The following is a 21,337-nucleotide window of genomic DNA, read 5'->3' as shown; positions in this document are numbered from 1 at the left end:
GTCAGGCGACCTGGTTGCGGGTCGCGTCGGCGTATTCTGGATCGACCTCGCAGACCACGCGGTTGCGGCCATTGCGCTTGGCGACGTAGAGACAGCCGTCGGCGCGTTCGATCAGTGAATCCGTGTCGTCATCCGGCTTGAGCATGGCAACACCAACCGAAATGGTGACGCGGCCGAGAATTTCGCCGGTGGATTTCTTCTTCAGCTCCTTGGCCATCACCGCGCGGCGGATGTGATCGGCGACGGTCAGCGCCTGGCGCAAGCCGGTATTCGGCAGCACGACCGCGAACTCCTCGCCGCCATAGCGGGCCGTGATGTCCTGGCCCTTGATGGTCTGCTTCAGCGACATCGCGACCAGCCGTAGCACCTGATCGCCGGTCAGGTGGCCATAGGAATCGTTGAACGATTTGAAATGGTCGATGTCGAACATCAGCAGCGACAGCGGTTCGCCATTCGCCAGCGCGGTCCGTACCGCCATCTGGATCGAGCGATCGAAATATTTGCGATTGCCCAATCCGGTCAACGGATCGGTCAGGCTCTCGGCACGGATCGCTTCGAGGCTGTGCTGAAGATTGCTGATCTCGACCTTCGACAGCGACAGCCGGCTTTCCAGCGCCTTGTTGGTGTCGCGCATCTCGCGCGTGGACTTCACCAGGCCGTCGATGATCGCCTTGAGCTGGTCGCGGCTCTTTGCATTCCTGAGTTTCTCGGTTGCGCCGGCCAGCTTGGCGTCATAGCTCTCCGACATGCCGAGCGCCTCGGTGATGAGCGCCATGACGTCGTCGATCTCGCCGATCACACGCGCGCCGACCTTGTCGATCCGATCGGAAGCCTTGATGTGCGAGAGGTAGGTTTCGTAGATCTGTTCGAGATCGGCCTCGCTGAGCTTGCCGTTGCGCGCCAGCGTCTCGTTGATGATCTTGTTGAGGGGAGCGTTGTATCCGGTCGCGTACACGTACCAGATTTCATAGTTGCGCGGGACGGCGGTCTGTCTGAGGGATTTGATCTGGCCCAACGCTACTTCGGCAAACGCCATCGTGCGTTCGTGTTCGTCCAGCAGCTTAACCACTGATCCGTCCCCAAATAGCCGAGCAGCGCCGCCCGTTGCCCTGCAGCAATGACTAAATTATCAGCGCCAAATTAACGGAGGAGGATGAACGGCCGGTAAATGCTTCCGGCCGTCGGATCAGGCTGGTCCGGTTCAGACGCGAGCGCGAACGGGCCGCAACAGGAATGCCGGCAGATGCGAGTGATCGGCGGGCTCCGATTCAAGTTCGCGCTGAGTGCGTCGCGGTTCGGGTCGTCCGATCGAGGGTACGCGCGATGGCTGCGCAGGGGCGGTCGCTGCGAAGGGGGCGGCCGGTGATTGCGGCTGCGATCCGGCATTGCGGCCGGCGCTCTTGGCGCGACGCGGTTCGCCATCGCCGCCTCTGGCGTGTCGCGGCTCGCGCTCGCCGCGCGGTTCGCGTTCACGTCGTGGCTTGCGGCCGCCGCGCGATCCGTCACGCGAGCGCTCGCGTGGCCGTTCGGTCTCCTCCGAAGATTCCAAGTGCACGGTGTAATCGCCTTCGGCGGGGGGAATGGTTTTTCCGATCAGCCGTTCGATCGCGGCGATCGATTTGCTGTCGAGCGGGGTGACGATCGAGATCGCGGTGCCGTTACGTCCGGCGCGCCCCGTTCGGCCGATGCGATGCACGTAATCGTCGGCGTGATGCGGTACATCGAAATTGAAGACGTGGCTGACGGCCGGAATATCGAGGCCGCGGGCGGCGACGTCGGAAGCCACCAATAGCGGAATCTCGCCCCTGCGGAATTGATCGAGCGCCGCAGTGCGCGCCGACTGGTCCATGTCGCCGTGCAGGGCGCCGACGCTGAAGCCGTGCTTCTGCAGCGACTTGTGAACGATTGCGACCTCGCGCTTGCGGTTGCAGAAGATGATCGCGTTGTTGAGATCCTTGGCGTCGCGCAGCAGGCGGCGCAGGAGTTCGCGCTTCTCATGGGGCTCGCGTCCGCCGCTGACCTTGAACTGCGATACGCCGGTCGCCGTCGTCGCCGGCTTCGAGACCTCGATCCGTTCCGGATTGTGCAGGAAGGTTTCGCTGATGCGGCTGATTTCCGGCGGCATCGTCGCGGTGAAGAACAGGGTTTGGCGCGTGAACGGCACCAGCTTGCAGATGCGTTCGATGTCCGGGATGAAGCCCATGTCCAGCATGCGGTCGGCTTCGTCGATGACCAAGAGCTCGACGCCTGTGAGCAGGAGACCGCCGCGCTCGGTGTGGTCGAGCAGGCGGCCCGGGGTTGCAATCAGGACGTCAACGCCGCGGGTCAGCTTGCTGTCCTGGTCGCCGAACGAGACGCCGCCGATCAGGAGCGCGACGTTGAGTTTCTGGCCGGCGCCGTATTTGTCGAAATTCTCTTTGACCTGGGCGGCGAGTTCGCGAGTCGGTTCGAGGATCAGGGTGCGGGGCATTCGTGCCCGGGCGCGGCCCTTTTCCAGAAGCGTGAGCATGGGCAGGACGAAGGCGGCGGTCTTGCCGGTGCCGGTCTGGGCGATGCCGAGGACGTCGCGGCGGGCCAGAACGTGCGGAATGGCCTGTTCCTGGATGGGAGTGGGGGTGGTGTAACCGGTGGCCGCAACTGCGGCGAGGACCTTATCGGATAGGCCGAGATGGGAAAAAGACATTGAGCCTCTAGTCGACACCGCCGTTCGGAATCGAGGGTAAAAAGGCTGTCGCGTTTTGCCCCGAAACGGCGTGCTTCTGAAAAGCTGGGGGCTCTGACTTACGCAGACGAGCGGCAAACCTAGGGAATCGCGTTTCGATCCAAGGCCGCGTTGAGCGCGAACATAGGGTCGAAATCGCCAAAGTCAATCTTGGAACTGCATTGGAGCCCAAAAAGCTTAATGTTTTCGCACAAATAAGGGCAAAAACCGTCATTTGGCCGTCAAATCGGACTGCAGCTTTATCATCAAGCGGTGCCGTTGAACCGTAGGCATCGGGATGCCGACTATGGCATGAAGCGGCTATGCACGGCCCGGACCAGGACCATTCGTGCACTTGGGGAATTCGATGAAGGGTTGGCTTTCCAGGTTGCTCGCGGTGACGAGCCTCGCAACGTGCATTGCGACGTTTGCCGGACCCGCGCAGGCGGAAAAGCGCGTTGCGCTCGTCGTCGGCAATAACGACTACAGGAACGTGCCGAAGCTGCAGAAGGCGGTCAACGACGCGCGCACGATGGGCGACACGCTCAAGCAGCTCGGCTTCACCGTGATGGTGGCGGAAAACCAGAATCGCCAGGCCTTCAGCCAGACCCTGCTGGCGTTCGACAAGGCGGTCGACGCAGGCGACACCGCTTTCTTCTTCTATGCCGGCCACGGCTTCGAAATCGCCGGCCAGAATTTCCTGCTGCCGACCGACGTGCCGGCGGCGACTGAAGGGCAGGAAGAGCTGGTGCGCGATGCCTCGGTTCTCGCCGACCGCATCATCGAGCGGCTGCAAAACCGCAAAGTGCGCACCGCCATTCTGGTGTTCGATGCCTGCCGCAATAATCCGTTCGAGCGCCCCGGCACGCGTGCGGTCGCGGGCGGCGGCGGTCTTGCGCCGATGACGCAATTGCCGGAAGGCGTGTTCTCGATCTTCTCGGCGGGGCCGCGGCAGACCGCGCTCGACCGGCTCTCCAATGACGACACAAATCCCAATTCGGTATTCACGCGAACCTTCGCCAAGGAGTTGACGCAGCCCGGTGCGAATCTAGTCCAGGTCGCGCAGCGCACGCGGCGGTCGGTCAGCGAATTGGCGGAGACCGTCCGCCACAAGCAAATCCCGGTCTATTTCGACCAGATGGTCGACGATGTGTTCCTCAACGGCATGATCAAGAGCCAGCCGGAGGCGGCGACGAGGCCGGCCGAACCGGCGCAGCAGCTTGCAGCGTTGTCGCCGGTGCAGCGCCTGCAGCCGCAGAAGGAATCCCTGAATGCGCCGATCGCGTCGTTCTCGCGTCACAATGGCGGCTGGACGGTCGTGTTCTCGTTTGCCGATCCGACGCTCGGCATTTCCTGGCGCCTTGGGGAGACCGGCGACTTCCGCGAGACCGGTTTCATCGACACGCTCGACCCGCGCACCCGCAAGCGAATGCCCAACCCCTCGATCGAGCTTCCCGCCGATGCGCCGGCTGCCAATATCCAGGTGCGCTATGTCGACACCAATGGCGAGTTGCAGGGGCCGTTCCCGATCCGATTCGATCCCGAGGCGGCGCTGATCCGCGACCAGCGCAAGATCCTCGACATGACCGCGACGAGCTGGCTGTCGTTCCGCGAATACAACGGGCTCCTAGTCTACTACACCCATCTGATGTCGTATCGCTGCGCGATCCGCGAAGTGCGCGTCGGCATCGACAGTGTGGTGCCCGACAAGGTGCTGAAGATGCCGCCCTGCGATCCTCGCGATCCCAGTGTCATTCCGCACGACGCGCAGCCCTATCTGAAGCTCGCGCCGGCGACCAAATCTGTTTCAGTGGAATTGACCTATCGCGACGGCAGCGTGTCGGAGATCAAGAGTTTTAGGCGATAGCGTCATCACGGCTGTCATGCCCCGCGAACGCGGGGCATCCAGTACGTCGCGGCTACTCCGTTCTATCATTGACGTTTCTGGAATACTGGAGTCATCCGCCTTCGCCTTCACGGGTGACGACAACTGAATGTGTGGCTGCCCGCTCGCAACCACATTGCGCCCGAGGCGCCGCGCTTTTTCCGGCCGCACAGTGTATTGCCGATGACCAGTAGATGATCGATGCTGCCCCAGGTGGCAAAACCAGCCATAGGAGCGAGCGATGAGCGTGCGCTGTTGCATCGTCGGCGGCGGGCCGGCCGGCATGATGCTCGGATACCTGCTCGGACGCGCCGGCATCGACGTCGTCGTGCTGGAGAAGCATGCCGACTTCTTCCGCGATTTTCGCGGCGACACCGTGCATCCCTCCACGCTTGAGGTGATGGACGAGCTCGGCCTGATCGACGGATTCCTGAAATTGCCGCACCAGCGCCTGCAGAAGATGGAAGGGATGTTCGGCGGGGAAAAGGTGCGGATTGCCGATCTGAGCCGGCTCCACGTCAAATATCCCTTCATCGCCTTCATGCCGCAGTGGGATTTTCTCAACTTCCTGCGCGAGAGTGGCAAGCGCTTCGGCTCGCTCAAGGTGATGATGTCGACGGAGGCGGTCGATCTGCTTCGCGATGGCGATCGCATCACCGGCGTCAACGCCAGGACGCCGGATGGCGTGATCGAAATCGAGGCGGATTTGACCGTTGCCTGTGACGGCCGCCATTCGCTGGTACGCGCACGCGCCGGCCTCGAGGTCGAGGAAATCGGCGCGCCGATGGATGTGTTGTGGTTTCGCGCCGGCAAGCGCCAGGGCGAAACCGAGAGCCTGTTTGCGCGGGTCGATCCCGGCAGGATGATGGTGACCTTCGACCGCGGCGACTACTGGCAATGCGCGTTCGTCATTCCGAAGGGACAGTACGACGCGGTAAAGGCGAGGGGATTGCCAGCGCTACTTGATGATGTCGCGCGGATGGCGCCGATCCTCAAGGAGGGCCTCGGCGACGTGAAAAGCTGGGACGATGTGAAGCTGTTGACGGTTGCGATCAACCGGCTGAAGCGCTGGACGCGGCCAGGGCTGTTGTGCATCGGCGATGCCGCGCACGCGATGTCGCCGATCGGCGGCGTCGGCGTCAACCTCGCCGTGCAGGACGCGGTAGCGACCGCGAACCTGCTGGCCGCCCGGCTGGCGCAAGGATGCCCATCGGAGGCGGAACTCGATGCCGTGCGCCGGCGCCGGGAGTTCCCTGTGCGGATGACGCAGCGGATGCAGGTGATCGCGCAAAACAACATCGTCAGCGCCGCGCTGAAACCGGGCAATCAGCCGCTGAGGATCCCACTCGTCATGCGCGTAATTACGGCGATGCCTTGGCTGCAGGGCATCACGGCGCGATTTATCGGCCTCGGCGTGCGCCCAGAACATGTGCAATCTGAAAGGGTTCCCTGACGTCGAGATGATTTCCGAGGCAGGAAATCCTACGATCTCAGGTATTTAGGTGCGCCACACGGGCCATAATATTGCTCGCGAGTGTAGCAACCGGGTGACAGCCGCGAGCCGAGAATCCGGCTAAATTTCAACCAGGTCGTCGACGCTCATCCGCGCGTCATCCGCGCAACCTGGAGGGGAATGCAATGAAGAAACTGGTACTCGCTGCTTCAATTCTTGCAGCCAGCGCGGTGAGCGCGTTCGCCGCAGACATGCCGGCCCGCATCGCGAAGGCGCCGGTGGTGCCGCCGGTGGTCACCTATGATTGGTCCGGCATCTATGTCGGCGGCGCGGTTGGCGGCGCCTGGCACGATACCGCCGGAAACTTCTTCAATGCTCCGCCCTTCCTCTGGAGCACCGGTAACAGCGACACCGCTTTGATTTACGGCGGCTTTGCCGGAATCCAGAAGCAGTGGGGCAATTTCGTCCTCGGTATCGAAGGCGGCTACAACGCCCTCGACAACGGCTTCAACACCACCGCCGGTACCGGCGCCCTCGGCGCCTGCAATCTGGTCGTTGGCTTTTCCTGCCAAAGCCGCGTCAATAACATCTGGTACATCGGTGGACGGGTCGGTTATGCTTGGAACCGGTTCATGGTGTATGGCCAGGGCGGCTACGCGCAGGCTGACATCGACACCCGGATCCTCAACAACGCAACCGGCCTTGCGTCGGATTTTGCCGGCGCCACGCATGGCGGCTGGTATGCCGGCGTTGGTGCTGAATACGCAGTTCTCGACAACCTGATCCTCGGCATCGACTACAAGCACTACGAATTCGACTCCAAGCAGCACAATTGTAATCTGGCATTGGTCACCTGCACTCCTGGCGGGGTCACCTTCCGCAACGTCGATGCGGATGTCGACGCTGTGATGGCTCGGCTGAGCTACAAGTTCAATCCGTGGCCGACCGGGCCGGTCGTCGCGCGGTACTGATCCAGGTACTGAAATCCAGAGACGATGGAAAAGCCCCGGCCTTGGCCGGGGCTTTTTTCGTGGAGGCGGAGGATCCGGCAAGCCGTCTTTGGCTACCCCATGATTGAATACCCGCCATCGACAGGAATCGCCGTGCCCGTGACGAAATCCGACGCTGCCGAGGATAGAAACACCGCGATGCCCGCAAAGTCGTCTATGGCGCCCCAGCGCGCCGCCGGCGTGCGCGCCAGCACCCGCTCGTGCAGGCCGCCGATCTCCTGGCGGGCGCGCTTGGTGAGATCGGTGTCGATCCAGCCGGGCAGCACGGCGTTGGCCTGGATGTTATCCGCCGCCCAGGCGCAGGCGCAGGAACGGGTGAACTGCACGATGCCGCCCTTGCTCGCGGCATAGGCCGGCGTGAAGCTGGCGCCGAAGATCGACATCATCGAGCCGATATTGATGATCTTGCCGCCGCCTGCCGCCTTCATGGCGGGATAGACTGCCTGCGAGCACAGGAAGGCGCTGGTGAGGTTGGTCTGGAGCACGCTGTCCCATTCGGCGATGTCAAGCGCCTGCGGCGGTTTGCGGATGTTGATGCCGGCATTGTTGACGAGGATGTCGATCCGGCCGAGATCGCGCAGCACGCGCTCGGCCATGGCTGCGACCGCGGCCTTGTCTGTGACGTCGGCAGTAACCGCAATCGCCTTGGCGCCGGCTTGCTGAAGCTCGGCGACCGCGTCGGCCGACTTGGCTTCGTTGCGGCCGACGATTGCAACCGTAGCGCCGGCTTGCGCGAGGCCGCGGGCCATGCCGAGCCCGATGCCGCCATTGCCGCCGGTGACGATGACTACCTTGCCCGTTAGATTGAAGAGTGTTGTTGCCATTGTTGGTGTCCAATTTCTGCAGGATGAGTGGAGCGGAAAGCGAAACCCACCATCAAATCACAGCGCATGAAGTCGATGGGTATTGCTGCGGCTCCTACGAATCTAGGGTTTTCTCCTGCTGCCGTTCCGAGATCGCCGGGTGCCGCGCGGACTTATCGTCGGCCGCCGCAGGAAGCCATTGCCGGCGGCGGCGGTAGCTTCCGATCGAATAGAAAGCCGGCCGGCTTCGCAAGTCCTGAAGTCGCGGCAGCGCTACGAGGCCAACATGAATCGCCGAACGGTTCGTCGGCGGTTGGAGCAGGCCAGGAAATGATCATCGCCACGACGAGCTGACTTCGGGCTCCGGACGAGCGCGGCGCGTTAGCGATGAGAGCTGGGGCTTCGTTGCTGCAGGGCTTAGGCAACAAAAAGCCCCGGACGATGCCGGGGCTTTTAAGCTGCTGATTAGCTCAGACAGAGATCAGTACTTGGCCTGGATCGGAGCACCGCCCCAGTTGAAGCGATAGACCAGCGAGGTGCTGATGGTCTGCACCCAGGGCTTGAAGGTAACGGCGGTGCCCGTCGGCACAACAGCACCGCAACCTGCAACTGTACAGGTCTCCGGCAAGGTGACCCGGTCATAGAACGCCGACCGGTATTCGGTCTTCATGAACCAGCCGGGTGCGCTGATGCCGAAAATGTCGAGATTGTTCTCGACGCCGCCGCCAATGAACCAGCCATTACGCTGGAAGGAACCGGTGGTGGCAAGGGTCGGGCCGCCGCCTGCAGCCAGCGTCGACAGGCTGGTGCCCGACCACTCCGAGCCCGAATAACCGCCGTTCACGTAGGACAACACGTTCGGCGCAACCAGGTAACCGACTCTCACGCCAGCAGCGTAGCTGGTCTTGAGCTTCTCGCGGCCTTCGATGCCGCCGATGAAGGTAAAAGGATCGCTCAGGGAACCGCGGATATCTCCGAACTGTCCGTCACCGAAGATACCGGCCACCCAGCGGCCGCCGAACTGCCAGTCGTAGCCGATACCGACGGTACCGAACCAGCCGCTGCCACCCAGACGTTGATCCCGGGTAATCGCAACGGCTCCGGGGAAGGTCTGCACGTTGCTGTCGGCATTCCACAGGCCGCCGCCGCCGCCGCCGAAAATATAGAAGCCGGTCCAGTTATATACGGCCGCGGGCGCGACCGGAGCCTTGGTATAAGGGCGGGCTGCCAGGTCAGCCGCCGAGGCCGATCCAGTGAATGCCGCCAGCGCGGTCAGAGCGATCACCAACTTCTTCATGTTCAAATCCCTTACCCTAGGTGCGCCCAATTAGACCGCTCTAATGGGTGCGCGAGCGCCGATTCCCAAAATCCAGTACCGTGACTATACGCAGTTCCGGCCAAAATGCTGTTGCGGGGGGAGCACACTGGGTCGAAAAGGAAAGACCGGCAAAAACCCCAAAACCGGCAGATTCCGGCCAAGAAGGCCAAAATCGCCCGAAAATCGCCTGTTCCGATGAAATCAGACGTCCAGCAGCTCGTCGCTGGCGAATTCCGCCTTGTCGGAGATGAAGGCGAATCTGGCCTCGGCCTTGGTTCCCATCAGCCGTTCGACCGAATCGGCTGTCCCGTCGCGATCATCGGCCAGAAGCACCACGCGGAGCAGCGTGCGCTTGGCCGGATCCATGGTGGTTTCCTTGAGCTGCGCCGGCATCATCTCGCCGAGGCCCTTGAAACGGTTCACCTCGACCTTGGCGTTGGCGTTGAACTCGCTCTTCAAGAGTGCGTCCTTATGTGCATCGTTGCGGGCGTAGACCGACTTGCTGCCGTGGGTCAGCTTGTAGAGCGGCGGTACCGCCAGATAAAGATGGCCTTCGTCGATCAGCCGCGGCGTCTGGCGGTAGAAGAACGTGATCAGCAATGATGCGATGTGTGCGCCGTCAACGTCGGCGTCCGTCATGATGATGATGCGCGAATAGCGCAGATCCTCTTCGCGATAATGCGCGCCGGTGCCGCAACCGATCGCCAGCATGAGGTCGGCGAGCTGTGCGTTCTGCGTCAGCTTGTCCTTGCCGGCAGAAGCGACGTTGAGGATTTTTCCGCGCAGGGGCAGCACAGCCTGGGTCTTGCGGTCGCGCGCCTGCTTCGCGCTGCCGCCGGCCGAGTCGCCTTCGACGATGAAGAGTTCCGAGCCCTCCTGAGCGCTATTGGTGCAGTCGGAAAGCTTGCCGGGCAGCCGCAGCTTCTTCACTGCGGTCTTGCGCGAGATTTCCTTCTCGGCGCGGCGGCGCAGCCGCTCGTCGGCGCGCTCGATGACGAAGTCGAGCAGCTTGTTGGCCTGGAGCGGATTGGCTGACAACCAGTGATCGAACGGATCCTTGATCGCCTGTTCGACGATCTTCTGCGCTTCGGCGGTAGCAAGGCGGTCCTTGGTCTGGCCCTGGAATTCGGGTTCGCGCACGAATACCGAGAGCATGACGGCTGCTCCCACCATGACGTCTTCCGACGTGACGGGTGCGGCACGCTTGCCCTGGCCGATACGTTCGGCATGGTCTTTCAGGCCCCGCAGCATCGCGCTGCGCATGCCGGATTCATGGGTGCCGCCGTCAGGCGTCGGCACGGTATTGCAGTAGGAAGAGAGGAAGCCGTCGGCATCCGCGGTCCAGGCGACCGCCCATTCGCAGGCGCCATGGGCGCCGTTGCGGCCCGACTTGCCGGAAAAAATATCCGGATGCACCAGCGTGTCGGCGTGAATGGCGGCCGCGAGATAGTCCTTCAGGCCGCCTGGGAAGTGGAAGCTGGCCTCGGGCGGCACGTCCTCGATGCCCTTCAACAGCGCGGGATCGCAGCGCCAGCGGATCTCGACGCCGCCGAACAGGTAGGCCTTGGAGCGCGTCATCTTGAACAGGCGCTGCGGCTTGAAAGCGGCCTTGGCGCCGAAGATGTCGGTGTCCGGCTTGAAGCGGATGCGAGTGCCGCGGCGGTTGTTGATCTTGCCAAGGTCCTCGAGCTTACCCTTCGGGTGGCCGCGCTCGAAGCTCATCCGGTAGAGTTTCTGGCTGCGCGCGACTTCCACCTCGAGCCGTGAGGAGAGGGCGTTGACGACGGAAACGCCGACGCCGTGCAGGCCGCCCGACGTCTCGTAAACCTTGGAATCGAACTTGCCACCGGAATGCAGCGTGCACATGATGACTTCGAGTGCCGACTTCTTTGGGAATTTCGGATGCGGATCGACGGGAATGCCGCGGCCATTGTCGGTCACGGTGAGAAAGCCGTCGGCGCTCAGTTCCACTTCGATGAACGAGGCATGCCCTGCCAGCGCCTCGTCCATCGCGTTGTCGATGACTTCCGCGAACAGGTGGTGCAGCGCCTTCTCATCCGTGCCGCCGATATACATACCGGGGCGGCGGCGTACCGGTTCCAGTCCTTCCAGCACCTCAATGTCGGCCGCGGTGTATCCAGCCTCGGCGCTGCTTCCGCGCGAGGCAGCCTTGGCCGCAGCCCGGCCCTTCGAATCCGCCCCAAAAAGATCATTGGGCTTGGGTTTTGTAGCTGATTTCAATGACTTGGACATGGCTCTTTAGGTGTTGCGCGCCGTCTCGCGCCAGCGAATCGGTCGCTGTGACTATGCCACGGATGGGCTGAAAAGGTGACGCTGGGCAAGGCGCGATGCGCCTGCCTCGGCCGTTACGCCGGATTGGGCGAGCCCTCTATCAGGCCGGTGCGGCGCTGAACAGACGGTCGCAACGCCGTTTTCTATGGCCTTGAGAAAACACGATTTTTGGTCGGCGTCGAAGACTGTTGCCGGAATTGCGGGCCAATCACAAGCCATGCCAGTCCTTGTGACTTGAAGTCACGCAAGCGGCTGGCTTAGCTGTGACAAGCCTTGAATCAGATAAATATTCAGCGGTGCAAACGGGGCGGGAAGGCACTCAGGTTATGCAAGACTTTGCGCGCGCTCTGGCTGATTTCGTGCGCGACAATCAGGCCTGGGCCGCCCCGATCGTGCTCGTACTGGCATTCGGCGAGTCGCTGGCTTTCGTCTCGCTGCTGGTGCCGGCGTGGGGGGCGCTGGTCGCGATCGGCGCGCTGATCGGCGTCAGCGGCATCAGCTTCTGGCCGGTCTGGCTCGCCGGCGGGCTTGGCGCGGCGCTCGGCGACTGGGTCTCCTACTGGTTCGGCTACCGCTACAAGGAGCACGTCGCCGAGATGTGGCCGCTGTCGCGCTATCCCGAGATCCTGCCGCGCGGCGAGGAATTCGTGAAAAAATGGGGCGTACCCTCGATCTTCATCGGCCGCTTCTTCGGCCCGCTGCGCGCCTCGGTGCCGCTCGCCGCCGGCATTTTCGAGATGTCTTACTGGCCCTTCCAGATCGCCAATTTCGTCTCCGCGCTGATCTGGTCGGCCGTCCTGCTCTTGGTCGGCGACGTCATGGGCAAACTCGCCGAATGGCTGTGGCGGGTGGTGTAGGGCAGCCTGGAATAAGCGGATGGCGCAGGTGTTAGCCACGGAAGATCGGTTCAGCCTACCGGAGCCATCTTCGCGTTGCCGTCGTTTTAGTGTCGTCCCGTTAACGTAACGACGTTAGTAGAACCACGGCAGCCAAAGCCAAGGGCACGCCAAGCGTAAGAATTCCCTCCATCGCATTCAATTCCCGCCATCGCATTCACGTCTCAACTGGGAGGACATCACCATGCAACTGACACGTCGTCACGCACTCGCGGGGGCCGCGGCATTCGCCGCCGCGCCGCTGTTGACGCACGCGCCCGCCAAGGCCGCCGCGCCGGTCGCGGACAAGCAGGCGCCGAGCTTCTATCGCTACAAGGTGGGCGATGCCCAGGTGACGGCGATTTCCGACGGCGTCAACAATTTCGCGCTGCCTGACACCTTCGTGCTCAACGCCAAGAAGGACGAAGTCAACGCGGCGCTCGAAAAGGCCTTCATGCCGAAAGACAAGATGTCGATCCAGTTCGCGCCGCTGGTCATCAATACGGGTGGCAAGCTCGTGGTGGTCGATACCGGTAACGGCGCCGCGGCCTTCGCATCGAGCAAGGGCAATGTCGGCCAGTTCGGCGCCAACATGGTTGCCGCGGGCTTCGATCCCAAGGCGGTCGACATCGTCGTGATCTCGCACTTCCACGGCGATCACATCAACGGCCTGTTGACTGCCGAGAACTCGCCTTCCTTCCCCAATGCCGAGGTGCTCGTGCCGGCGGCGGAATGGAAATACTTCATGGACGACGGCGAAATGAGCCGGGCCCCCGAAGGACGGATGCAGACCGTGTTCAAGAACGCCCGCCGCGTGTTCGAGGCCGGACTGAACAAGAAGGTCACGCCCTATGAGTGGGGCAAGGAGGTCGCGCCGGGATTGACCGCGGTGGAGACCATCGGCCACACGCCGGGCCACACCTCCTATGTTCTGGCGTCAGGCTCAGACAAGGTGTTCATCCAGTCCGACGTCACCAATCTGCCGGCGCTGTTCGTCACCAATCCGGGTTGGCACCTGATGTTCGACCAGGATCCGGCGCTGGCGGAAAAGACCCGCCGCCGGGTCTATGACATGCTGGTCGCCGACAAGATGCGCGTGCAGGGCTTCCACTATCCGTTCCCGGCCAACGGTTTTGTCGAGAAGGACGGCAATGGCTACCGGCTGATCCCGGCGCCGTGGAATCCGGTGATTTGACACGAAATGTCATTCCGGGATGGTCCGAAGGACCAGACCCGGAAGCTCGAGATTCCGGGTCTGGTGCTGGCGCACCATCCCGGAATGACGATGGTCACCACATGACGCGAGATTCCGGTTCGATGCTGCGCATCGCCCCGGAATGACTGGTATGCCTTGACGCCAGCCGGGCGTGGCCTTATAGCCGCGCCCATGACTTTCGCTTCGACCATCATCATCGCTCGCCGCCGCCGCGCTATCGTCGCGGTATGGGCGGACGTCTGCGTTTGAGATTGTCGCCTCTGCCGCCGGATCGGGTCCCGCGGCTTCTTCCTTTCCCAGAAAACGCGGTCTGAACTGGCGGCTCCTACGTCAAGCAGGAGTTTGAGATGTATACGCCACCACCGTTCAAGTCCGACCGCGCCGCGAGCCTCGCGTTCGCGGAAGCGCGCGGCTTCGGCCTGGCCTGCGCGTGGGATGGCGCAAAGCCGATTGCCTCGCCGCTGCCGTTCTATGTGACCTCGGCCAATGACGGCACGCCGCGCGTGGCGTTTCACGTCGCGCGTCACAATCCGCTGGTAAAGCTGGCGGACGGAACGACGTCGTGGCTGCTGGCCGTTACCGGCGCGGATGCCTATGTGTCGCCTGACTGGTACGTCTCGCCGGACCAGGTCCCAACCTGGCTCTATCAGGCGGTGCACCTGACCGGGCCGGTGCGGATGATGTCCGATGACGAACTCGCTGCGCAGATCGAGGCGCTGAGCGCCAAGTTCGAAGCGCGGCTGTTGCCGAAAAAGCCTTGGCTATCATCGAAGATGACGGCCGGGCGGCTGGAGGCGATGAAGAAAGCGATCGTGGGCCTTGAGATGACGGCTGAAGAGGTTGAAGGCAGCTTCAAGCTGAACCAGCACAAGTCGGAGGCTGACTATGCCGCGGTTGCGGGGTCGCTGGCCGCGCAAACCGACGCCGGCGCGCAGCAGATCGCGCATTTGATGAAACAGGCACGGCCCAACGCCTTTGCAAACGGAGAGGCCTTTGCCAATGCAACGAACCAGCTCGAAAGGAGCGTGCCATGACCCTCACCGACAGCCAGCAGCCCAAGATCACCGGCAAGACCGCCGGCGCCGCGACCAAGCCCGCCGTATTCGTGGACGGCGCATCCGGAACGACGGGCCTTGGCATTCAGGAGCGCCTTCGGCTGCAGAACGACGTCGTCGTGAAAAGCATCGCCGAGGACAAGCGCAAGGATGCGGGCGCCAAGCGGGCACTGATGGAGGAGGTGGACCTCGTCATCCTCTGCCTGCCCGACGATGCCGCAAAGGAAACCGTTGCGCTGATCGACAGCATGGGCGCTTCCGCGCCCAAGGTGCTCGACGCATCGACGGCGTTCCGGGTCGCAAGCGACTGGACGTACGGCTTTCCGGAGCTCGCGCCTGACCAGGCTGACAAGATCCGGGCCGCCCGGAAGGTCTCTAATCCGGGTTGCTATCCGACCGGCGGCATTGCGCTGCTGCGGCCGCTGGTCGATGCCGGCCTGTTGCCTTCGGACTATCCCGTCACCATCAACGCGGTCAGCGGCTATTCGGGCGGCGGCAAGTCGATGATCGCGAGTTTCGAGGACGGCAGCGCGCCTTCCTTCGAATTGTATGGCCTTGGTTTCGAGCACAAGCATCTGCCTGAGACGCAGCTTTACTCAAAGCTGACGCGGCGGCCGATCTTCGTGCCGTCGGTCGGCAATTACCGGCAGGGCATGCTGGTCTCGGTGCCGCTGCATCTCGACACGCTGCCGGGCGAGCCAAGCGGGGCCGACCTGCACGCCGCGCTGGTCAAGCGTTACGCCGGCAGCACCTACGTCTCGGTCATGCCGCCCGAGAACGCAGCGACCAAGGGCGGACGGCTCGAGCCCGAGGCGCTCAACGAGACCAACAAGCTCGAGCTCTATGTCTTCAGCAGCGACAAGCATCGTCAGGCGGTGCTGGTTGCGCGGCTCGACAATCTCGGCAAGGGTGCCTCCGGCGCCGCCGTGCAGAACATGCGGCTGATGCTGGGCTTGGCCGAGAAGTAACCGTCCGGCGCTTTCGGAGAGCGCGATGGACGAGCAAGCCCCGCTGTCGATGGAATGCGGCAAGTCAGGGGAATTCGACGACAAGATGGCGGCGACGTTGTTCGTCGTTGCCCGCAGAAGCCCTGAAGACCGGCCGCCATTATTTTCGCTGTATTTTGCCACGCTCGCGGAGATGCGCGAATCCGCGTGAAGCTGTGGCTGACGGGCTACAGCATTGAGATGCGAATCCAGTAGAAGCGTTGCCAGTACCGGCAGCGCCCTGCGTCGGGAAAGTACTGGGAATGCCGGGCTGGGAATACCGTTAATGACAATGAAGAAGTACTTGCTGGCCACCGCGCTCGTTGCCCTGGGATCAGCCCCGACACTCGCCGCAGACCTCGCTGCCCGTCCTTACACCAAAGCTCCTGCACTGGCCGCGGTCTACGACTGGACCGGCTTCTACATCGGCGTCAACGCCGGCGTCGGCATCGGCCGCGATCGTTTCCAGCACGACTGGCTTGGCAATGGATCGGTGAATTCCTTCTACGTCTCGCCGCAAGGCGGCTTTGGCGGCGGCCAGGTCGGCTACAATTGGCAGACCGGTTCGATGCTCGGGCCGATCGTTTTCGGCGTCGAGGCGGATATTCAGGGCGCAGGCCTCAGCGATGATCGCACCACATTCAACGAAATCGGCGTCTTAAGGAACTACAGCCAGAAGCTGGATTGGTTTGGGACGGCGCGCGGACGCATCGGCATCGCCAATGGTCCGGTGCTGAGCTATGTCACGGCCGGCTTCGCGTACGGCAACGTCAAGACCAACGCCAGCGCCTCATTCGGCGCCATCACCAACACGTTCTCGAACGAGCGCACCGCCGGCGGCTGGGTGGTCGGCAGCGGCGTCGAGGCGGCACTGGGCGGCAACTGGACCGGAAAGATCGAGTATCTCTACCTCAATCTCGGCAACAGAAGCGACCTTGCCACACTTGGCGCCACCACGCCGATCCAGACCGAACTTCGCGAGAACATCTTCCGCGTCGGTCTGAACTACCGGATCGGGGGCAGGCCTTACGCGCCGGTGGCGGCCGCCAACTGGGCCGGCTTCTATCTTGGTGGCAATTTCGGCTCCGGCACCGGGCGAGATCGCAGCACGTTGAGCCTCCCTGCGGTGCCGATCGCTCAGACCTTCAACCTCGCGCCCGATGGCATCAATGGCGGTGTCCAGGCCGGCTACAACTGGCAGGCGGCCAACTGGGTGTTCGGTCTGGAGGCCGACATTCAGGGCAGCACCCAGCAGGACAACAAGACCTGCATTCTCGCCTGCACGCCCGGGCTCACGGTGGCCTATGACGCCACGCTGCCGTGGTTCGGCACGCTGCGCGGCCGGCTGGGCTATTCGATCGGATCGACCCTGTTCTATGCAACCGGCGGTCTGGCTTACGGCAGCGTCAAGACCAAGATCAATACGGCCTCATTTGTCGGTCCGGTGACGCAATCGTTTGAGCATACCAAGGCCGGTTGGACCGCGGGTGCGGGCATCGAGACCCCGTTTACGCTGCTGGGCTTGTTGGGCCCGAACTGGACGACCAAAACCGAGTACCTCTACGTCGACCTCGGTTCGACCTCCGACAACTTCATCATCGGCGCGACCCCGGCGATGTCGACGCGTTCGGTGACGGAGCACATCTTCCGCACCGGCATCAACTACCACTTCAATTCGCCGGTTGTTGCCAAGTACTGAGCGCTGTTTTCAGACGCCGGATCAAAAACCCCGGGACTGAGCTCCGGGGTTTTTGCTTGGATGTCGGGGGCAAGGAACTGCGCGGAAATGCGGTGACACGCACGGCTTCGTGAAATCGCGGCGAGCCGGTTCGGGGTTAAAACCTGTCACGGGGATAAGCAGACTCCCCATCAGACGGTTACGTCCAAGCTCTGCGCAACACTCGATTTGTCGAGGAGATTGCGCGTGGACGAAGGACGACAGACTTCATCACACCAAAGCAGCCCGGAACAGTCCGACCTGGAGATCGACGTTCGAGCTGCGTCCGTATTCCGGAAACAACCGGGCGGCAGGCAGGTCCCAACCGCTGTCCGGTGGGTCGCCTTCGGAAAGCTCGCAGGCCTTTACGGTGATGCGCAGCAAGTCCGTAACGGATTCGTTCTCGCATTGAGTGCGATGGATGGCATCACCAGTTCTCCACTTATTAACTTCGCGTTTCTCGGGGGCAGGCCAAACAGGGAGGATAGCTAGATGCGTATCGTGTCTTGGCTCTTATCGTTGCTTTTCGCCATCTTCGTTATCTTCGGTGCGGCCACACCGAGTACCGTCACTTCCGCTCGTGCAGAGGAAATCGACTGGCAAAAGGTCGATGATGCATTGGGAAGGAAGCCAGCGGTGACGGGCGACGTGCATCGCTATGGTTTCCCTCGCAGCGATCTCAACGTCATCCTCGATGGCATTACCATCAAGCCGGCGCTGGCGCTCGGCGGCTGGGTTGCTTTCAAGCCGATGCACGGGGGAGCCATGGTCATGGGCGACCTTGTGCTGCTGGAGAGCGAGATCAACCCGGTCATGCTCAAGCTGATCGAGGGCGGTCTCGATATCACCGCCGTGCACAATCATCTGCTCGGCGCCAGCCCTGCAACTTTCTACATGCACGTTGGCGGCCACGGCGACCCCGCCAGGATGGCGGCCATGATTCGTGATGCGCTTGCGGCAAGCAAGACGCCGCTGGCGACGCCAGCCGCTGCCGCGCCTGCGCCGTCTGTCGACCTCGACACCGGGCAACTCGATCAGCTCATTGGCGTCAAAGGTCAGGCCAATGGCGGCGTTTATCAGCTTGCGGTGCCGCGCCGGGATCCGATCGCGGAAGCAGGCATGCAAATCGCGCCGGCAGGCCCGATGGGCCTGGCCACCGCAATCAATTTTCAGCCGACCGGCGGCGGCAAGGCGGCGATCACCGGCGATTTTGTGCTGACAAGTGACGAGGTAAACCCGGTGATCCGGACGCTGCGAGCGAACGGCATCGATGTGACCGCGGTCCACAGCCACATGCTGGATGAACAGCCGCGGCTGTTTTTCCTGCATTTCTGGGCTAACGACGACGCGCTGAAGCTCGGCCGAGGACTGCGGGCCGCGCTCGATAAGACGGCGCGCGCGAAGGGTTAGGGGTACGCGCCGGCGATCAGTAGTTTCCGCGCCGATAAAAACCCCGGAGCCGAGCTCCGGGGTTTTGCCTTGGACTTGTCGGCGGACGGCGCCCTCAAACCACCTTGAAAATCGCCAGCGCCAGCACGGCCTGCGCGAGGAAGCCGACGGTGAAAGCCAGCGTGCGGAACACCGGCAGGCCGAGCGTGTACACGATCAGGTGTGCGACGCGGGCCCAGAAATAGACGGCGCAGGCATAGACCGTCCATTTGGTGGAATAGTCGAGGTCGTTGAGGATCAGCACCAGCGGCGCGAAGATGATCAGGTTCTCGACCGCGTTGTCATGCGCGAACATCAGCCGGTTGGCCCAGTCGGCATGCGGCTTGTCGTTGCGCGAGGGGTTGGCCATGGCGCCCGAGAGCCCGCGCACCTGACAGCGGTTGATGATGTAGGGGATCCACATCAGCCCCGTCAAAATCACGGTCAGAGTCAGCCAGAACAATTCACTCGTCGGCGTCATTGTTTCCCCCTCAACTGATTTCGAATCCCGGCACGGGATATCAATTTATACCGAATCGCCCGCGGTCGCGCTATGCGCGGACCTTGACGTAGCTGCCGGGTGCGTCCTCGATCGGCGGCATCTCCTCGGAGCCGACGGCGCGCGCGGGCACGCGTTCGGGATCGATGCGCTCCAGCCATTGCAGCCAGTCGGGCCACCACGAGCCTTTGTGCTCGGTCGCGTTCTTCATCCAGTCGGCGAGCGACACGTCCTTGATGTTGTCGTTGGTCCAGTACTGGTACTTGCCGGCCGCCGGCGGGTTCACTACGCCGGCGATATGGCCTGATCCGGAGAGCACATATCTGACCGGGCCGCCGAAGAACTGCGAACCGTAGAGCACCGAATCCGCCGGCGCGATGTGGTCCTCGCGCGTCGCCAGATTGTAGATGGGCACCTTGACCTTCGACAGGTCGAGCAGGGTGTTGTCGAGCACCATGCTGCCGGAGGAGAGCCGGTTCTCCAGATAGCAGTTGCGCAGGTAATAGGAATGGTTGGCAGCCGGCATCCGCGTGGCGTCGGAATTCCAGTGCAGCAGGTCGAAGGAAGACGGCTGCTGTCCCTTCAGATAGTTACTGACGACATACGACCAGATCAGATCGTTGGAGCGCAGCATGTTGAAGGCCATCGCCATCTTGCTGCCTTCGAGAACGCCCCTGGCTTCCATCTCGCGCTCCAGCGTCGCGATCTGGTCCTCGTCCACGAACACGAGCAGGTCACCGGCATGGGTGAAGTCGACCTGTGCGGCAAAGAACGTCGCCGAGGTGACGCGCTGGCGCCGCTTCTCGGCGAGCCAGGCCAGCGTCGAGGCGAGCAGGGTGCCGCCGACGCAATAGCCGGCGGTGTGAACCTTCATCTCACCCGTCACCTTTTCGATGACGTCCATCGCGGCGAGCGGGCCTTCCTTCATGTAATCGTCAAAGGTTTTCTTGCCGAGCTCCTTGTCGGGATTGACCCACGAGATCACAAACACCGTGACGCCCTGGTCCACGCACCATTTGATGTAGGATTTTTCCGGCTTGAGATCGAGAATGTAGAACTTGTTGATCCAGGGCGGCACGATCAGGAGCGGCGTGCGCAGCACCGTCTCCGTGGTCGGTGTGTACTGGATGAGCTGCATGAGCTCGTTCTGGTAGATCACCTTGCCGGGCGTTGTCGCCATGTTGACACCGACGGCGAGGTTCGACGGATCGGACTGGCGGATGCGCAGCACGCCGCGTCCGGCCTCGATGTCTTCCGCCAGCATCTTCATGCCGCGAACAAGATTGTCGCCGTTGGACGCCAGCGTCTCGCGCAGCAGTTCCGGGTTGGTGAGCACGAAATTCGACGGCGCGATCGCGTTGGTGATCTGCTGAACGTAGAACTCGGCCTTCTTGCGCGTGTGCGGATCGACGCCTTCGGCGTTCTTCACCAGCTCCTGCGCCCATTGGGTGGTGAGCAGATAGAGCTGCAGGATGAAATCGAAAAACTGGTTCGACTTCCACTCCGGGTCCTTGAAACGCTTGTCGCGCGGTGACGGCTCGATCGCAGGCTTGGCCGCTTCACCAGCCAAGCGGCGCGCCGCCGAGTCCCAGAGATCGAGATAGGCCTTGCCCAGCTTGGTCTGCAATTCCGTGGCGCGATCCTTGTCGGAGAGCCAGTATTCGGCAACCGCCGAGAATGTCTTGATGACCTCACCGATTTCGCTGGGCGGCTTGTCCTTCGGTTCCCCATCCTCACGCGGCTTGAGATAGGCCGCGAGCGCCTGGCCGCTCGACTCCATCGCTTTCGCGATGTTCATGGCGAAGGCTTCGGGGTTGAAAGTTGTCGAAGCCTGGGTTTCGGTGTTGACGTCACTCATATCAAGGACACTATAGCTTCATTTTGCGTTCGTCACCGCGTGGATTGGTGGCAACAAGCTTCGGTTAACCCTATTGCACTGCGATAAAGTTTCTGTGTTCTGATCGACACATTGCAGCCGCATCGGCTCGATTTGCTCTTTGGGCTTTAATCGTTTCAGGCAACATTGGTTTGAACGGCTACAGCGAATTCAACGCGCGGGACGATTTGGCGTTGCAAAGCTCGTACCAGCGTATCCATAT

The 21,337-nt window shown here is 62.4% G+C and carries 18 protein-coding genes; 10 read left to right on the top strand and 8 right to left on the bottom strand.

Going from position 1 to position 21,337, the window contains the following annotated elements:
• Position 1: 1 nt before the first annotated feature.
• Both HCN50_RS17495 and HCN50_RS17490 read right to left on the bottom strand, forming a co-directional pair.
• Entirely contained in the window at positions 2 to 1,069 is a 1,068-nt protein-coding gene (locus HCN50_RS17495; RefSeq protein ID WP_171710911.1) for a GGDEF domain-containing protein, read from the bottom strand.
• Positions 1,070 to 1,201: 132 nt separating this feature from the next.
• Positions 1,202 to 2,683, bottom strand: a complete 1,482-nt coding sequence (locus tag HCN50_RS17490; RefSeq protein ID WP_171710910.1) for a DEAD/DEAH box helicase — start codon at positions 2,681 to 2,683, stop codon at positions 1,202 to 1,204.
• Between the two features lie 385 nt (positions 2,684 to 3,068).
• Here HCN50_RS17490 and HCN50_RS17485 point away from each other — a divergent pair, with 385 nt between their 5' ends.
• From HCN50_RS17485 to HCN50_RS17475, 3 genes are all read left to right on the top strand, one after another.
• Positions 3,069 to 4,568 carry a caspase family protein gene (locus HCN50_RS17485; protein WP_171710909.1) on the top strand — a complete coding sequence of 500 codons (1,500 nt, stop codon included), beginning with the start codon at positions 3,069 to 3,071 and terminating at the stop codon, positions 4,566 to 4,568.
• Between the two features lie 259 nt (positions 4,569 to 4,827).
• Entirely contained in the window at positions 4,828 to 6,039 is a 1,212-nt protein-coding gene (locus HCN50_RS17480) for an FAD-dependent oxidoreductase (RefSeq protein ID WP_171710908.1), read from the top strand.
• A gap of 185 nt (positions 6,040 to 6,224) precedes the next feature.
• Positions 6,225 to 7,010, top strand: coding sequence for an outer membrane protein (locus HCN50_RS17475; protein ID WP_171710907.1), 786 nt, complete (start codon positions 6,225 to 6,227; stop codon positions 7,008 to 7,010).
• 92 nt (positions 7,011 to 7,102) lie between these two features.
• On the opposite strand, the gene HCN50_RS17470 is transcribed toward HCN50_RS17475, so the two are convergent.
• The 3 genes from HCN50_RS17470 to parE all read right to left on the bottom strand — a co-directional run bounded on the left by HCN50_RS17470 (position 7,103) and on the right by parE (position 11,423).
• Entirely contained in the window at positions 7,103 to 7,873 is a 771-nt protein-coding gene (locus HCN50_RS17470) for an SDR family NAD(P)-dependent oxidoreductase (protein ID WP_171710906.1), read from the bottom strand.
• A gap of 460 nt (positions 7,874 to 8,333) precedes the next feature.
• Entirely contained in the window at positions 8,334 to 9,149 is an 816-nt protein-coding gene (locus HCN50_RS17465; protein ID WP_171710905.1) for an outer membrane protein, read from the bottom strand.
• A 222-nt stretch (positions 9,150 to 9,371) separates the two neighbouring features.
• A complete protein-coding gene (parE, locus tag HCN50_RS17460; RefSeq protein WP_171710904.1) occupies positions 9,372 to 11,423 on the bottom strand; it encodes a DNA topoisomerase IV subunit B in 2,052 nt (683 codons plus the stop codon).
• A gap of 365 nt (positions 11,424 to 11,788) precedes the next feature.
• On the opposite strand from parE, the gene HCN50_RS17455 reads away from it, so the two are divergent.
• The 6 genes from HCN50_RS17455 to HCN50_RS17430 all read left to right on the top strand — a co-directional run bounded on the left by HCN50_RS17455 (position 11,789) and on the right by HCN50_RS17430 (position 17,293).
• A complete protein-coding gene (locus HCN50_RS17455) occupies positions 11,789 to 12,319 on the top strand; it encodes a DedA family protein (protein ID WP_171710903.1) in 531 nt (176 codons plus the stop codon).
• A gap of 223 nt (positions 12,320 to 12,542) precedes the next feature.
• Positions 12,543 to 13,532 (top strand): MBL fold metallo-hydrolase, encoded by a 990-nt coding sequence (locus HCN50_RS17450; protein WP_171710902.1) that lies wholly within the window; start codon positions 12,543 to 12,545, stop codon positions 13,530 to 13,532.
• Positions 13,533 to 13,900: 368 nt separating this feature from the next.
• Positions 13,901 to 14,587, top strand: a complete 687-nt coding sequence (locus tag HCN50_RS17445) for an FMN-binding negative transcriptional regulator (RefSeq protein ID WP_171710901.1) — start codon at positions 13,901 to 13,903, stop codon at positions 14,585 to 14,587.
• Positions 14,584 to 15,576, top strand: coding sequence for an N-acetyl-gamma-glutamyl-phosphate reductase (argC, locus tag HCN50_RS17440; protein WP_171710900.1), 993 nt, complete (start codon positions 14,584 to 14,586; stop codon positions 15,574 to 15,576). The genes HCN50_RS17445 and argC overlap by 4 nt, the downstream gene beginning before the upstream one ends.
• A gap of 25 nt (positions 15,577 to 15,601) precedes the next feature.
• Positions 15,602 to 15,766 carry a hypothetical protein gene (locus HCN50_RS17435; RefSeq protein ID WP_171710899.1) on the top strand — a complete coding sequence of 55 codons (165 nt, stop codon included), beginning with the start codon at positions 15,602 to 15,604 and terminating at the stop codon, positions 15,764 to 15,766.
• 120 nt (positions 15,767 to 15,886) lie between these two features.
• Entirely contained in the window at positions 15,887 to 17,293 is a 1,407-nt protein-coding gene (locus tag HCN50_RS17430) for an outer membrane protein (RefSeq protein ID WP_171711423.1), read from the top strand.
• Between the two features lie 249 nt (positions 17,294 to 17,542).
• Here the strand turns inward: HCN50_RS17430 and HCN50_RS17425 are convergent, their stop codons facing one another.
• Entirely contained in the window at positions 17,543 to 17,695 is a 153-nt protein-coding gene (locus HCN50_RS17425; protein ID WP_171710898.1) for a hypothetical protein, read from the bottom strand.
• 108 nt (positions 17,696 to 17,803) lie between these two features.
• On the opposite strand from HCN50_RS17425, the gene HCN50_RS17420 reads away from it, so the two are divergent.
• The gene (locus tag HCN50_RS17420) at positions 17,804 to 18,721 is read left to right on the top strand and encodes a DUF1259 domain-containing protein (protein WP_171710897.1); all 918 of its coding nucleotides are present in this window, start codon (positions 17,804 to 17,806) and stop codon (positions 18,719 to 18,721) included.
• A 94-nt stretch (positions 18,722 to 18,815) separates the two neighbouring features.
• On the opposite strand, the gene HCN50_RS17415 is transcribed toward HCN50_RS17420, so the two are convergent.
• Positions 18,816 to 19,220, bottom strand: a complete 405-nt coding sequence (locus HCN50_RS17415; RefSeq protein ID WP_171710896.1) for an MAPEG family protein — start codon at positions 19,218 to 19,220, stop codon at positions 18,816 to 18,818.
• Between the two features lie 70 nt (positions 19,221 to 19,290).
• Positions 19,291 to 21,096: a PHA/PHB synthase family protein gene (locus tag HCN50_RS17410; RefSeq protein WP_171710895.1), complete on the bottom strand. Its 1,806-nt coding sequence runs from the start codon at positions 21,094 to 21,096 to the stop codon at positions 19,291 to 19,293.
• Between the last annotated feature and the right edge of the window lie 241 nt (positions 21,097 to 21,337).

Origin of the sequence: Bradyrhizobium archetypum (assembly GCF_013114835.1) — a bacterium.
GTDB lineage: Bacteria > Pseudomonadota > Alphaproteobacteria > Rhizobiales > Xanthobacteraceae > Bradyrhizobium > Bradyrhizobium archetypum.
Note: the sequence above shows the minus strand (reverse complement) of the source record. Positions and strands in the feature narration are given on the sequence as shown.